The sequence below is a fragment of the Caldimicrobium thiodismutans genome, from assembly GCF_001548275.1.
In the GTDB taxonomy this organism is placed as follows: Bacteria; Desulfobacterota; Thermodesulfobacteria; order Thermodesulfobacteriales; family Thermodesulfobacteriaceae; genus Caldimicrobium; species Caldimicrobium thiodismutans.
Genome location: NZ_AP014945.1, coordinates 770,184 through 785,088 on the forward strand (window position 1 = coordinate 770,184; position 14,905 = coordinate 785,088).

The 14,905-nt window shown below is 35.6% G+C and carries 11 protein-coding genes and 3 pseudogenes; 7 read left to right on the forward strand and 7 right to left on the reverse strand.

The annotated features are described in order from the left end of the window. The first annotated feature begins 4 nt into the window (after positions 1–4). Genes THC_RS03795 through THC_RS03805 form a run of 3 tightly spaced genes read left to right on the forward strand, consistent with a single transcriptional unit; the run spans position 5 to position 3,144 of the window. Entirely contained in the window at positions 5–1,423 is a 1,419-nt protein-coding gene (locus THC_RS03795) for a phytoene desaturase family protein (protein WP_068513574.1), read from the forward strand. A 7-nt stretch (positions 1,424–1,430) separates the two neighbouring features. Further along, positions 1,431–2,447, forward strand: coding sequence for a sensor histidine kinase (locus THC_RS03800; protein ID WP_068513577.1), 1,017 nt, complete (start codon positions 1,431–1,433; stop codon positions 2,445–2,447). After that, positions 2,440–3,144 (forward strand): LytR/AlgR family response regulator transcription factor, encoded by a 705-nt coding sequence (locus THC_RS03805; RefSeq protein WP_068513581.1) that lies wholly within the window; start codon positions 2,440–2,442, stop codon positions 3,142–3,144. The genes THC_RS03800 and THC_RS03805 overlap by 8 nt, the downstream gene beginning before the upstream one ends. A 6-nt stretch (positions 3,145–3,150) precedes the next feature. On the opposite strand, the gene THC_RS03810 is transcribed toward THC_RS03805, so the two are convergent. The 5 genes and pseudogenes from THC_RS03810 to THC_RS09770 form a co-directional block, all read right to left on the reverse strand. Further along, on the reverse strand, positions 3,151–4,527 hold the full coding sequence (locus tag THC_RS03810) for a deoxyribodipyrimidine photo-lyase (RefSeq protein WP_068513584.1): 1,377 nt from the start codon (positions 4,525–4,527) through the stop codon (positions 3,151–3,153). 78 nt (positions 4,528–4,605) lie between these two features. Further along, entirely contained in the window at positions 4,606–4,743 is a 138-nt protein-coding gene (locus tag THC_RS03815; protein WP_231938376.1) for a hypothetical protein, read from the reverse strand. Positions 4,744–4,795: 52 nt separating this feature from the next. Next, positions 4,796–5,848 (reverse strand): annotated as a pseudogene (gene nrdD / locus THC_RS09760) (anaerobic ribonucleoside-triphosphate reductase); the annotation flags it as partial. A 204-nt stretch (positions 5,849–6,052) separates the two neighbouring features. Beyond that, a pseudogene (locus THC_RS09765) lies at positions 6,053–6,943 on the reverse strand (LAGLIDADG family homing endonuclease); the annotation flags it as partial. A 204-nt stretch (positions 6,944–7,147) separates the two neighbouring features. Further along, positions 7,148–9,475 (reverse strand): annotated as a pseudogene (locus tag THC_RS09770) (ribonucleoside triphosphate reductase); the annotation flags it as partial. Between the two features lie 270 nt (positions 9,476–9,745). Here THC_RS09770 and THC_RS03830 point away from each other — a divergent pair. After that, positions 9,746–11,377: a 2-isopropylmalate synthase gene (locus tag THC_RS03830; protein ID WP_068513589.1), complete on the forward strand. Its 1,632-nt coding sequence runs from the start codon at positions 9,746–9,748 to the stop codon at positions 11,375–11,377. Here THC_RS03830 and THC_RS03835 read toward each other — a convergent pair. Next, positions 11,367–12,143, reverse strand: coding sequence for a tetratricopeptide repeat protein (locus THC_RS03835; protein ID WP_068513594.1), 777 nt, complete (start codon positions 12,141–12,143; stop codon positions 11,367–11,369). The two genes, THC_RS03830 and THC_RS03835, sit on opposite strands and share 11 nt — an antisense overlap. Continuing rightward, positions 12,144–12,530: a secondary thiamine-phosphate synthase enzyme YjbQ gene (locus THC_RS03840; protein WP_068516614.1), complete on the reverse strand. Its 387-nt coding sequence runs from the start codon at positions 12,528–12,530 to the stop codon at positions 12,144–12,146. A gap of 507 nt (positions 12,531–13,037) precedes the next feature. Between THC_RS03840 and THC_RS03845 the strand changes: the two genes are divergently transcribed. The 3 genes from THC_RS03845 to THC_RS03855 are packed head-to-tail and all read left to right on the forward strand — an operon-like array spanning position 13,038 to position 14,905. After that, positions 13,038–13,697 carry a riboflavin synthase gene (locus tag THC_RS03845; RefSeq protein WP_068513597.1) on the forward strand — a complete coding sequence of 220 codons (660 nt, stop codon included), beginning with the start codon at positions 13,038–13,040 and terminating at the stop codon, positions 13,695–13,697. Between the two features lie 28 nt (positions 13,698–13,725). Further along, positions 13,726–14,271: a ferredoxin domain-containing protein gene (locus THC_RS03850; RefSeq protein WP_068516617.1), complete on the forward strand. Its 546-nt coding sequence runs from the start codon at positions 13,726–13,728 to the stop codon at positions 14,269–14,271. Beyond that, positions 14,255–14,905: a phosphoribosylanthranilate isomerase gene (locus tag THC_RS03855; protein ID WP_231938378.1), complete on the forward strand. Its 651-nt coding sequence runs from the start codon at positions 14,255–14,257 to the stop codon at positions 14,903–14,905. Before THC_RS03850 ends, THC_RS03855 begins: the two co-directional genes overlap by 17 nt.

The window sequence follows — 14,905 nt, forward strand, 5'->3', positions numbered from 1 at the left end:
GGTAATGAAAAAATGTATGGTGATAGGCGGTGGAATAGCTGGTGTTCTCTCAGCGAGGATAATGGAATTGCTTGAAAGGGAGGTTATTCTTATAGAGGCTGGGCCAAGGCTTGGCGGTTGTGCTGGAACCTTTGAAAGAAACCACCTAAAATACAATATAGGGGCAACAACCATTCCTTCCCTTATACCCGATTTTCCCCTTAAACGTCTCCTTGATCTTGTCAATAATTCTCCCCTTGAGTTAGCTGAAGTTCATCTAATCAATCCCCCTATCTTAATTCATAACAATGGTAAGACTATAGCTCGATTCATGAGCCCTGATGAGGACCTTGAGGAGTGGCAAAGAGCTTTCCCTACACTCAAAGGCCACAAAAAATTTCTAAATCTCTCCTATCAGATTACAAATACTCTTTTAAAATCAAATTTTTATTTAAACAATAACAATATTTTAACAAAAACTAAAACAATTTTAAAAAATATGCCCATATACCTAAAGATTGCTCCTTATTTTTATAAACCAGCTTCAGCTCTTATTAGGGAATTATATGGACAAGAAATATCTGATGAATTTTACTATTTTCTTGAGGCACAAGTTATGATTACCATTCAAACCTCACTCAAAGAGACCTCTGCCCTTGGACTGCTCCTTGCCATAGGGTATTCCTATACCGGGGTGGGTAAAGCTAATGGGGGAACTGGAAAATTTATCGAGGCTATAGCCTTACCCACAAACTTTTTTTTAAATGAAAAGGTCTTAAAAATCAAAAAAATTAAAAATTCTTTCTTAATTAAAACTCAAAATGAAACCTACCATGCAGATGAGATCATTCTTGCTTTTCCCTTTCTGGAAAACCTTGAAATCTTTGAAGATAATGATTTTCTAAAATATTTCAATAAATATCGTAGTCTTTTATCACCATATTCAGCCTTTGTATGTTATGGAAAATATATGGGATCAACCATTGATCCTTCTCCCTCTCATTTAATTATTCTACCTGAGACTATGAAAAATAACTACTTTTCAGGATATCTTTTTCTCTCCTTCCTTAATCACAGTAATATAAGAACTTTCACTTTATCCACGCATGTTCCAATTTCCAAATTGAGAGATTTTTACTCATCTAAAAATTTTTGCGAAAATTTAAAAAAACAATTTATTAACTATCTTTGTGAAACTTTTGGAGAAAGAGAAGAAAACTTTACAGAGGTTTTTTATGCTACTCCCCTTACTTTTAAAAAATATTTAAACAAAATCCATCTTGGTGGAATCCCCTTTAAAATGGAAAACCATCCTTTTAAAATTCCCGGAAATATCACTCCTTTTAAAGGTTTATTTCTTGTAGGAGAACACTCTTTTGCATATCAGGGGTGGTTGGGAATCTCAGTAGGTATATTAAATTTATATGAACATTTAAGAAGTTAAACTAAAAATGAGAAATTTAGAACTCAAAATTTCTATTAAAGACTGGCTATTCATTCTCTTTCTTTCAGTGGCTTTTTCTGGTCTAAATTCATGTTTAATATATTTTTTACTCCAGGATGACATCTTGATTGGGATTAAAATTGGAATAATTCTTGGATTAATACTTGGATTATTTTCCTTTGGATTTGTAACAATCAACAATTATTATCTTCTCACAAGAATTAAAAATTCAATTGCCTGGTGGATCCTTTCAGCCATGGCCTCCTTTCTTGCTGGTTTTTTAGGTTTTTTAACAAGCTTTGTAGTAGTTGACACCCTCAATTTACCGATTCCCCAAACTATAAAATCCTATCCAATAAAAGTTGCAACTATCATCGGAGTTCTTAATTATCTTACAGGACTTTTAGTCTTTCTCTTTGTAAGAATGGGAAAGAAAAAGGATGAAATAGAAAAATTTTTGCTATCCTCCCAAATTCAAAGCACAAGCAAAGTTATTGAATCTCACTTTCTTGTCAATACCCTCAATAACATTATTGAATTAATCCATAAAGATCCTCATCAAGCTGAAAATTATCTAATTGCTCTTACAAAATTTCTGAGAGAAATAATCAAAATGAAGCCCCTTATTACCCTTGAAGATGAATTAGATATTATAAGAAAATATATTCACCTTGAAAATTTAAGAAAAAGAGGCAGAATAAAATTTTCAGAGGAAATCAAGGAAGATGCTTTAAAAAAGGCCCTACTTCCTAAACTCAGTCTACAGGTTCTTGTGGAAAATGCTATACATCATGGATATGATGGACAAAGAGAGTTAAATATTAAACTTATATGCAAAAGGGTGCATAAAAAACTTTCTCTAACTCTTATTAATGATGGGCTACCTATAAAAGAGTTTGAGAAAAAAATAGGTCTAAAAACTCTTGAAAAAAGAATTCAACTCTATGGTGGAACCTTTAAAATTGAATCGTATAATCCTGTTAGCTTTATTATAGAACTTCCCTTACAATTTCATCATGAGTGATTTAAAAATTTTAATAGCAGATGACGAGCACCTTGCCCTGGAAAGACTTGAAAGACTTCTTAATAAACTTGGATTTGAAGAAATTCTAAAGGCTGAAAACGCCTATCAAGCCAAAAAAATCCTTCAGAACCATCCAGATATTGATATTGTCTTTCTTGATATAAAAATGCCTGGAAAAGATGGGCTTGAACTTGCCAGAGAATTTCTTAACCTCAGAGAAGATTTAATCGTTATAATACAAACTGCTTATGAAGAATACGCCCTTGGAGCCTATCAAAGTGGTGCCATAGGCTATCTAATAAAACCCTATACACTCGAAGATCTTGGAAAAGTTATAAATAGAATTAAAAGCCTTATAAAATTGCATAAAAGAATCCTTGTTTTAGATAAAAAATTTAATTTGCAAAGTTTAAGTATTAATCAAATATATTACATAAAAGCTGATCTCAAACATAGTCTTGTGCGCACAAAGGAGGGTTTTTATAAATGTATAGCAAGTATTGGAGAACTTGAAATGAAACTGAAAAAACATGGTTTCTTCAGAATACACAAATCCTTTTTAATAAATTTAAGTAAAGTATCAAAAATTGAACCCAAAGAGTTTGGAAAACTCTCTTTCTATTTTGAAGATATCAATGAAAGTATCCTTTCCAGCAAAAGTGGTGCTAAGGCTTTTAGAGAAATTCATAAGATCTAAATTCATTTAGGAGGATAGCCATTTTTTAAGATAAAGGGAGAGAGATTTTTTTCTCTTTAAAGCAAATTCTGAAAAAGGCCTTACTTTTCCCAGAATCTCTCTTTCCGTGAAGGGATGATCAAATGCTCCAAAACACCATGCAACTCCAAGATAGGTATTAGGATCCTCTCCATCCAGGGCATATTTATTGTTAAGATATAATGCAATCTTAAAGGCATTTTCAGGTGTATCTGTCCAAAAAAGAAGCCTTTTACACCAATACATTCGCATATAATTGTGGATCTTTCCCTTTCTTAAAAGTTCAATTTGAGAGGCCCTCCAGTATATATTATCAACTTCAGCTTTTTCTAATTCCGTTAGAGTATATTTTTTCTCTCTTGGATCTTTCATATGACTAATAAGGGTTTTTCTTGCCCATTCTGGAAGACCAGAAAAAGAATCATAATTATCATTGTAAAGGCAAAAATTTCTCGCAAGTTCTCTCCACACAACAAGCTCATTAAAGAAACTTTTAACATTATCATCAGTCATTAACCTGACTTCAAAAATTTTTTTTAAAATTTCAATGGGGCTTATTTGCCCGTATCTCAAATAGGGACTAAGATTACTTTCACACTCATACCCAGGTTCACTTCTTAATTCTCTGTAATAGGGTAGTTTTTCCCTCACAAATACCTCAAGCTTTTTTATAGCCTCAGAATAACCACCTTGAAAATGCTCTCTGACTGGTGGAACCCTTAAATCTACTTCCAGATCTCTACATAATTCCAATAATTTATGCTCTTTTTTCAAAAGCTCTTCTATATTAAGACATTCTTCATCCATTTCATAGGAACCAAAAGGAGCCTCAGGAAGGGTAAAATCCTCAAAAAAATTTATCCAGTTTTTGAGAATTTTTGGCCTTAAATTTCTGGCATAAAGCTCTTCTTTTTGGGAGATAAAAGTCACTGGAACAAGAACATTGCCCTCAACAAGAATCATAGGTTTTTGAGTTATTTTGGCTATTCTTTCAATAAAAAACCTTTCTCCTTTAAGATAAGGAAAATCTGTAACAATCAAAACTGCTCGCTTTGAAGCCGCAGAAACCACTGAAAAAGGATCTCCTACTTTTACTATCAGTTCCAGATTATATCTTTTCAGATCTCTTTCAAAATCTAAGAGTCCTTCAAAAAGAAAAATAATGTGTGACTGAGTTGAAGTAACAAAATTTTTATAGAGGGGATATAGGATTAAGAGAGGTTTTTTAAAACTTGTTGCCTCTTCAATTGCCTTTTTTAAAGTAAAATTGTAACTAACTCTATGACTTGCTAAAGGAACATATAGAACATAATCACCATGTAAAGCTACTCCTTTATTCAAGTAAATATATCTCTTATTTTCCATAGAGCTCATAGTTGCATTATGATTTACAAATAAAGAAAATTGATTCTAATTTTTTCCACTTAATTACTATTGAATTTTTTAGAAGGTCTCCCAGTTACTGCAATTGGGACATATCCAGGCTACAGCACTGGCACAGAGAAACCTCTTTGGATTTTCCTCAAGGCATCTCTGACAGATGGTAAATCCACATTTACGACAGGTGTAGCAGAGGGGCATTTCCTCTCCGCAAAAATCACAAACCCCTCTGCCAACCTTTTTCCTACTTCCCTTAAGCTCCACACCCACAAGTGCGAACTACAGCCTTCTCAAGGTTCACAGTCTTTCTCTCAGCAAATTCTACCTGTTTCCCCTGATTCCAGTTAGCAACAGGCCTGAAATACCCAACAACCCTGGAGTAGACCTCACAAGGAACTGCCTTAACTTTGACTTTTTCCTTCAACTCCTCTCACCTCCTTTTTTGTAGTTTAGTCTATTCTGAAATTTTTACAGCCCCTTCTGATAATTTATTAATTAAACTTGCAGGAATTACAATTTCAGTGCCAAACCGATTCAATTCTTCTTCTGTATGTGGGAAAGGACAAATTTCATGCTTTCCCGGTATATAACCATGCACCGGGCAGACAGAAAAGGTGGGAGTAATTGAAAAATAGGGAAGTCTAAAGCGATTTACGATGGCTTTTACAAGCTCTTTCACCACCACTCTATCAGTAATCTCCTCTCCCACAAAGAGGTGCACCACTGTGCCCCCTGTAAACATAATCTGCAATTCATCTTGATGGGTGAGTATCTCAAAAATGTCATCGCTGTAATAAACAGGAAGATGAACAGAATTGGTATAGTAGGGGACTTCAGGTGTTCCCTGAGTCTTTATTCTTGGAAATTTTTTCTTATCTATGCGGGCAAGCCGATAACTTGTCCCCTCTGCAGGAGTTGCCTCAAGATTATAGAGATTGCCTGTGGTTTCTTGATAGTCAGAGATTTTTTCCCGCATGAATTTTAAGACCTTTAATGCAAATTCCTTTCCAGCCTTGGTATAAATGGGTTCTCCAAGAAAGTTCAGGGTGCACTCATTCATTCCCACAATTCCAATGGTTGAAAAATGATTGGCCCAGTATTGTCCCCTTGCCTCTTTCACACCTTGGAGATAAACCTTAGAATAGGGATATAGCCCCTTCTCAGTAAAATCCTCTATCACTTTTCTCTTGATTTCAAGGGAAATCTTTGCAAGTTCCATGAGCCTTTCAAGCCTTTCAAAGAATTCCTCCTCACAGGTTGAGAGATAACCTATCCTTGGAAGATTAATAGTAACAACCCCGATGCTATTTCCGCACCATGTTGATTTCCCATTTCTTCTAACCATGATTATATGATTAGGAACTTCTACACAATATACTTTCCCTTTATAATATTCCTTTCTGATATTATGTTTTCTAAATCTATAATCTTTAGACTTTTGTATACTTATTTCCCAGACCCCATTCGAATGAACTTGTTTTCCTTTTATCTTTAATGTTTTTTTAATCTTCTTAATGGTTGAAATATATCCTATTTTAAGCACTATTTCTTGAAAATCTTCAGCTAATTTATCAGATGCTGTCCAGTATATTATTTGTCCAGTTGATTTTCTTATATATCCATCTCCTTTTACCATCCAATCAAAAAGTATTTTTAGTTGTCTCTTACTTAAGTTTTTTATTTCTTTTGGAATAAATTTTGTATATGTATTTCTAAATTTGCGTAAATAACTCCATAGTTGTTTATTACAAATTACAAAATTTGGTCCTTCTTCATAATAGTTAAAAGGTAAAGAATTTAATAATTCTTTAATTTCTTTTCTTATCTTCTCATTTTTTTGAGTTATTGTAACTCTATATCCGTGGGAAGGAGCAATATTTTCATTATCTGTTGACCCTTCTGATAACCAAATTCCCAAAAGTTTTAACCAATCATCCATTTTTATTTTTAGAGGTGGAGCTTCATATACTCTTTCTCTATTACCATAATTCTCCTTAGTGCATATATTATAAATAGTTACTGGATTGCAATTAAATTCACTTGCTATTTGATAAATCGTTTTTCCTTCTTTTTTCAAATTTCTAATTTCTTCAATTTCAGAGTCAGAAAATTTTGTTTCTGGTCCTGAACCAGACATTATTTGAACAGGAGGTAAGATAAAATATTCCCTTTCTTCTCCCTCCCATATACTTTGTTTGGGAATCCTATCCCTGTTTGGATCAAAATCCTTAGCTTCTACAAATTTATAAATCCATTTTTTTCCATTCCATCTTTTAACAAACATTCTATGATTAGGTGTAACTAATAAATCAAAAGATTTATGATTAATTCTTATTAATTCCCCATCCCAATCGTATTCAAAAATTCTAATTGGTTTATGTATTTCTATTTTTCCATCCATCGTTCGGGTAAAGAGCTCATCATCAAAAGTTAATTCACTAAATTTTTTCCATCCAGAAACAGTTAAAACCTCAGTTTCTTCGTCATAGCAACCAGTTAAGGGATTGGCACCAAAAAGACCTCCTCCCCTCTTTCTGAGCTCCCTTTGATCAAGACGAAGTCTACAACAATTAAAAGAAACTTGTCCTAAGGAATGAATAAAAAGATGATTCCTTTCAAGTTCAAGATCATAAAACTCTTTTGGTTCGTCAAATTCAAGTATTTTTACTTCTTTTACTCTTACAGGATAGACATCTCCCTCTTTAAACTTTAAACTCTCCTCAGTATGGGCCATATATTTATCAAGAGTATTTAAACCCACCATTCGTGTTTTTTTCAGACCTGGAACTTTATAAGTTGACTGAGCAGTCCAGCCGGGAACTCTCTCCGAAAGTAAAGGATTATTTAAATAGTAGTTAGTTTGCTTTATCAAGGATTTACTATGTTGAAGGTAAATTCTTTGACTGTTTTTTCTTTCTTTATAAGTTACAGGCTGTCCAATTAGAGAAAAGAGAAGAACAAGATCTCTGGCTAATTCTTTATCATTTAGATGTATTTCCTTTCTTTTTAAATACCCATCTCCTCTCATAAAGAAATCAAGAAAGCTTTGAATTACAGATTTGGGACTATTAAAAATTACTTGAGGAAGCCTTCCGTATTTTTTAAAACCTGCCTCATAAAAGACTCGTGAAATATGAGTATTATAAACATAAATATAATAAGTGTTGTATCTTAGATCTTTCTTTTCTGTTAGCCTTAATCCAAATTTTTTCTGTAAAAGTGTTTTAATAATTCTTATAGTTTCTTCATCATCAGCCTTAAAAGTAAACTGTAGGCCTCTTGGTTTCCCGTAAGTTCTTAAATTCTTTCTTGTTTCAAAAAGATAATTTCCATCTGCGATAAAGAAACCTAAAATTTTAGCAAGGTCTTCGTCCAGAATATAATCCCCTATTTTCTGGTAATCCTCTTTTAAAATCCCCTCACCGGTTTTTTTAAGAACTAAAAGTATATCTCCACCTAATACATCTTTAGCAAATTTCATTTTAATTCCTTGAGGTGTATAAATGGGAAGGGGATGTTTGAGAGAATAAATAGCTTTTTTGCCATCTTCAGTAATAATCTCAACTGCTCTTGAGTCAGTAATTTTTAAAAATCTTTTAACTCCCACCCACTCAAGCTTAAAATTAGACGGATTAAGAGAAAGAACTCTCAAATTCCCATCTGCCTTACATTCAGCCCAACCTTCCTTATCAAAATCACTTGCTTTATAATATTCTGCAACATCTTTTATAGTTACTCTTTTAATAGTTTCTGAATTTTTGATGAGGATCTCTTCATCTCCAGCAAGACACATACTTCTTGCATCATCAGGATCCATGTCAGAATTTACAAAATTGGCAAAATAGGGAATTCCATATTTTCTGGTCATCTCCCAGAGGGGCTCATAATCAGGATTATCCCAGTCAAAGTCTTTGGTAATATTATAGGTGGGAATAGGAAAGGTAAAGATTCTTCCCTTGGCATCTCCAGCCATCATCAGCTCACAAAAGGCCCTGTTAATCATGGACATCTCTTTGTGAAACTCTCCATAAACCTCTTCCCTTGGTTTTCCTCCAATAATTATATTAACATCCCTGTATAACTTAGAAGGTTTGAGATCAAAGGTGAGATTAGTAAAGGGAGTTTGAAAGCCTACACGGGTTGGCACATTTACATTGAAGAGAAACTCCTGCATACATTGTTTGACCTCTTCATAAGAGAGTTTGTCATATCTTACAAAGGGCGCAAGAAGGGTATCAAAATTAGAAAAAGCCTGAGCCCCGGCACTTTCACCTTGCAGGGTATAAAAGAAATTTACAATTTGACCAAGGGCTGAGCGAAAATGCTTGGGTGGAGAGCTCTCAACCTTGCCATAAACCCCTCCAAAACCGCGCATTAAAAGATCATAAAGGTCCCATCCTACACAATAAGGAGATAGAGAACCAAGGTCATGAATATGAAAATCCCCTTCCTTGTGGGCCTGAGCAACCTCCTGGGGATAAAGCTTTTCAAGCCAGTAACGGGCAACTACTGAAGAACTTACATGAAAATTCAAACCCTGAAGGCTGTAATTCATATTGGAGTTCTCTTTTACCCTCCAGTCATCCTGACCAAGATATTCCTCAATTAGATTAATCCCATCAACAAGAGCCTTCCCAATCTCTCTTGCCTCACGCCTCTTCTCACGATATAGAATATAAGCCTTGGCAACCTCTGGAAACCCTTTCTCCATAAGGGTCTTTTCAATGATATCCTGAATGGTCTCCACATGGGGAATATCACCTTTCTTGAAATAACTTCTATAGAGTTGAACTGAGACCGCATCGGCAATCCTTTCCGCATCCTCCTTAGCCCCAATCCCAACTGCCTTCATGGCCTTAAAGACGGCATTTACTATTCTGAACCTTGAAAAGGGAACCAGCTTCCCACTTCTTTTTCTAACTAAGGATTCCATTTTATCCTCCCAAACACAATATCTTGTGGTTTTATCTATTTTATACTACTATATTTTGACAAGAAAAAAATTTTTGTCAAGGGGTCCTACAAAATACAGGTTCATTTTCCTGCAAAGTAAGTTGTAGTAAAAATCCTCTTAAGTCTCAAAAATATGAATGCATGAATGCCTCTTTTAAGCTCCAAAGAAAATGTTATACTTTACTCAAAAAGGTCTTGAATTTATTTAAAATAGTTTTAAAATAAAATTAATTGTAATAGGAGGGAGACCTTGAATTCAAAAATAGTTTTCTTTGATACCACTTTAAGGGATGGAGAGCAGTCCCCTGGGGTTTCATTAAATATTAAGCAAAAGATTGAAATTGGAAAGGCCATAGCTGAGCTTGGGATTGATGTAATTGAGGCTGGCTTTCCAATTACCTCACCTGGTGATTTTGAATCTGTGCAAACTATTGCCCGAGAAGTAAAAGGAGCAACTATTGCTGCCCTTGCCAGAGCTAATCAAAAAGACATTGAGGTTGCCTGGGAGGCTATAAAACCTGCTGAAAGACCAAGGATTCATACTTTTATTGCAACCTCTGATATACATCTTAAATATAAGCTCAAAAAATCAAGGGAGGAAGTTTTAGAGCTTGCTAAACAGGCTGTCTCTTTTGCCAGAAGTCTTTGTCCAGATGTAGAGTTTTCTGCTGAAGATGCCACTCGCAGTAATAGAGACTTTTTAGCTCAGGTTGTCCTTGAGGTTGTAAAAGCTGGGGCTACAACTATAAACATCCCTGATACAGTAGGTTACACTATACCTCAAGAATACTATGATTTAATAAAGTTTCTCATTGAAAATCTCAAGGCAAATGGTTATGAATCCGCCCTGAAAAAAGGTGATCTAAGAATTTCTGTGCACTGTCACAATGACCTTGGCTTAGCAGTTGCTAACTCTCTCTCAGCTATCCTTGCTGGAGCAACACAAGTTGAAGGCACTATCAATGGAATCGGAGAAAGAGCAGGTAATGCAGCCTTGGAAGAGATTATTATGACCCTCAAAACCAGAGCTGACTTTTTTAAAGAGAAATTGGGCTATGAACCCCTTGTCAACATAAATACAAAAAAAATAATACCTGTAAGCCAGCTTGTCTCCCAACATACTGGTATGCTTGTGCAACCCAACAAAGCAATTGTGGGGGCAAATGCCTTTGCTCATGAATCGGGTATTCATCAACACGGAGTTCTTTGCGAGAGATCCACTTACGAGATTATTGATCCCAAGGAGATAGGCTGGACAGGCTCTGCAATTGTCCTTGGGAAACATTCAGGAAGGCACGCCATATCTTTTAAACTTGAAAGCCTTGGCTGGAAGCTTTCCAAAGAAATGCTGGATAAGGTCTTTGAAAAATACAGATCTGAAGTGAAAGATATCTTAAGAAAGGTTGATGATGCCTATCTTGAAGGGATTGTCCTTGATCTTTTACTTGAAAGAGAGTATAGATATAAATTGACCTCCTCTCAAGTTATAAGTGTTTTAAGTGGCTCCCTTAAACCTATTGCTCAGGTTGAAATTGAGGATAAAAAACTTGGACAAAGAGTATCCGTTGGTCTTGGTATTGGTCCAATTGATGCAGCTTACAAGGCTGTAGCTTCTGCCCTTGGCTATACCTTTACAGGCGAAGAGGGAAAAAAGAGTTTAAAACTTCTTGACTTTCATATAGATGCCCTATCTGGTGGCACCTCTGCAGAAGGGGTCTGTGGTGTAATTCTTGAAGATGAAAGAGGAATTAAATCTGCAGGGCTGGGTAAAGATGGAGATATTGTTATTGCCAGTCTAAAGGCCCTGATTAAAGCCTTAAACAGGCTTGAAGCCTATCAAGAAAAAGGAGAGACTCTTAAAAAAGAGATTCTTATGGTTTAGCAGGGGCAGTAGTCTGAAGCTTTTTAATTAAATAAAGCCTCTCCTCAGAGAGATTGCCCCACTCTGAATTTGGAGCTATTTGAGTTACAGATTCCCAGATTTCTTTGGCCAAATCTAATTTTCCCTGTCTAAAAAAGACTTCTCCCAAATAATATCTTGCCTCCATGGAAGAGCGATCATTTTTCAGGACTCTCTTGAGATAAAATTCTGCTGAAGCATAATCTCCCTCATTAAGATGAATAAGGGCAAGATAAATTAAAGCCTTGGTTGCCCGAGCATTTTCTTTCAGAGCCCTTTGGAGGTAATCAAGAGCCCTTTCTTTATCACCGAGCTGATAATAGGCCCAACCAAGATTGGTCAGAGCAAGATGAATATTAACATAAAGGGGATTGGAAATAGCCTTCTCAAAATATGAAATAGCCTCCTGATATTTCCCTTGGAGCATGCGCAAAGCTCCAAGATTGGTGTAAGCTTCAGAAAAGGAGGGGTCAAGCTTTGTTGCCTCTTGAAGAGCCTCTTCCGCCTTTGCAAAGTCCTTTTTGGTCATATAAACAAGCCCAAAAAGATTAAAGGTTTCTGCATCGCACTTATCTGTTTTTTTTGCCAATTCAAGCTCCTGAAGAGCCTCTGTATAACGCCCTTCATCAAAATAAAGTTTAGCAATCTCTTTATGAGAAAAAGCCTTCTCTTGATAATATTGAGATTGAGCTTTACATGAAATTATTAAAGCCACACTTAAACACAAAAGGAGAAAATATTTTTTCATTTATCCCTCCATAAATTTTACATATACCTTTCTATTTCTTGGCCCATCATATTCAGCAAAAAAAACTCTCTGCCATGTCCCAAGAAGAAGTTTTCCTTTTTCAACAAGAAGAATTAATGTAGGGCCAGTGAGACTTGACTTAATATGCCCTGGCGAATTCCCTTCAAGGTGTTTATAAGGATACTTCTCTGGGGCAAGCTGTGAAAATATGGCTAATATATCTTCCTTTACTGAAGGATCAGCTCCTTCATTTACAATCAGACCCGCTGTAGTATGGGGATTGAAAAGAATACAAATTCCGTCTTTATGGGGTAGGACCCTCTCTACATCAGAGGTTATATCTATTAACTCGGTCTTTTTGGTAGTTTTTATAGTAATTATCTCCATACTTAACATATTTTTAAAGGATTTTTGGATAAAGTCAAGAGGAAATTTACCTTTTCCCTTGCATAAGTTCATATTCTTACAAGAAAAAGGAAAGGTGGTAAAATGGAACTTAAAAATTATAAGGAGAGGTTAAAGCTATGGCCAATTCTATCCTGCCTAATCCCTCAAAAGATTTAAAACTTCTTCAAAGGTTAGAATCCATCAAAGAAGCCTCTCAAAGAGAAGAAGTTTTGCGGAAACTAAAAATACTTACTTAGCATGAAAAGTATGGAACAGAGGCAACTGTTTCTGCTTTTGAGGTATCCAGGGTGGGGGTTTAAAATTTTAAACCCCTACTTAAAAGAAAGATTTTAAAGATTATTTATCCTTTCTTTCCGAAGGGGAACGGGTATGTGGAGAGATTTAATTTGTATTACGCCCAAAGAAAAAATACTATAGAGGCTCAAAAGATATGGATTTATACATTCCCTTGCACAGGGCTAAAAAATCTTTATAATAGACATAATTATGTTTACAGGTCTAATTGAGGGGAAGGGAATTATTCGTAGATTAGTTCCTCAAGGCCAGGGGTTCCTTATTGAAATTGAAAGTGAATTTTCCTTAGGTGATACTCAAATCGGTGATAGCATAGCTGTGGATGGAATTTGTCTTACCGCAACTAAAGTTTTAGAAAAAAAATTTACTGCCCAGGTATCCCCTGAGACCATTGCTCGGACAACCCTTAAAATTAAAAAGGCTGGAGATGAAGTGAATTTAGAGAGGGCACTTAAACTGGGGGCTTCAATTGGAGGGCACTTAGTTTCAGGGCATGTAGATGCTACAGGGAAAATAATTAATATCTCTAAGGTTGGAGACTATTATCTCTTTGAAATAGAAATACCTCAAGAATTATCTCCCTATCTTATCCCTAAGGGCTCGATTGCCGTTGATGGCATAAGTTTAACTATTAATGAAGTTAGCTCAAATAAGTTTGCCCTTATGATTATTCCCCATACCTATAAGGTAACCACCCTTTCTTCAAAAAAAATTGGAGACTTCGTAAATCTTGAAGTTGATATGATTGCAAAAATGGTCTATCAATGGGCAAAACCCTATCTGGAAAAACTCTCTTCACAACGGGGTAAAGAGATCACCTTAGATTTCTTAAAAAATCATGGTTTTCTGTGATTTAAAATTGCAGGAGGAGGTAAAGCCTATGAAGATAAATCCAGAGAAAGAGGCAGTGGAAAAGCTTGCCTATGAGCTTTTAGTATCTGCAAGAACTGCTCCTAAGGCCAGAGGGCAAGATGATATTGTCCTTGCCTTAGTTATAAAAAGGGAAGAAATGGAAGCAATTGCCCAGGAGATGGAAAAAATAGCCGAGCGTGGAGAGGCCTTTAAATTCTTTAAAAGGGATGCAGAAAATTTGCGGAATTCAGAGGCCTTAGTTTTAATCTCCCTTGACTTTAAAAGGCCTGTTGGTGTCAACTGCGGAGCCTGTGGTTTCACCTGTGAAAGCATTCTGAAGGTGACTAAACAAAAGCTTGATTATGAAGGTCCGGTATGCGCTATGAGACTCATTGATCTTGGTATTGCTATAGGTTCTGCAGTCTCAAAAGCTAAGGATTTATGCCTTGATAATAGGGTTATGTATACTATTGGAGTAGCAGTCAAAAGACTTGGTTTAATGCCCGGGGATATTATCCTTGGAATCCCCCTAAGTGTTAAAGGTAAAAACATTTACTTTGATCGGAGGTTTTAAAATTTCCGTTAAAATAAAAATTTGCGGTATCACTAATCTTGAAGATATTAAGCTTCTTGAAGCATATCCTGTTCACTACTTAGGATTTATTCTCTATCCTCCTTCCCCACGATATGTTGGTTCAAGGCTTTCAGAACTTTTAAAGGCTGTAAAAATCCCTAAAAAAGTAGCTGTTTTTGTGGATGCTCCTTACGAGGAAATAAAATCAGCCCTTGACCTTGGGGTAGATTTAATCCAACTTCATGGTCGGGAGAATTTAGATCTGGCCAGAAAAATTGGTTTACAACGCTGTATTAAAACTTTTCGAATCAAAGATTCCCTTTCTTTTGATGAACTTGATTATTGGAGAGATGCTTATGCCCTTTTACTTGACACCTATAAAGAGGGTCTACCTGGGGGGACAGGAAAGACCTTCAACTGGGATATCGCTAGAGACATTGTCTTAAAAGGCCATAGAATTTTTTTAGCAGGGGGATTAAACCCTGACAATGTTTTAGAGGCAGTTTCAAAGGTAAATCCCTATGCCATTGACCTATCTTCAGGGCTTGAAAAATCGCCGGGAAAAAAAGATCCTAAAAAAATAGAGGTGTTCTTTGAAAAACTCAAGGGGGTAACTACCCCCTTGGTCTCTTAA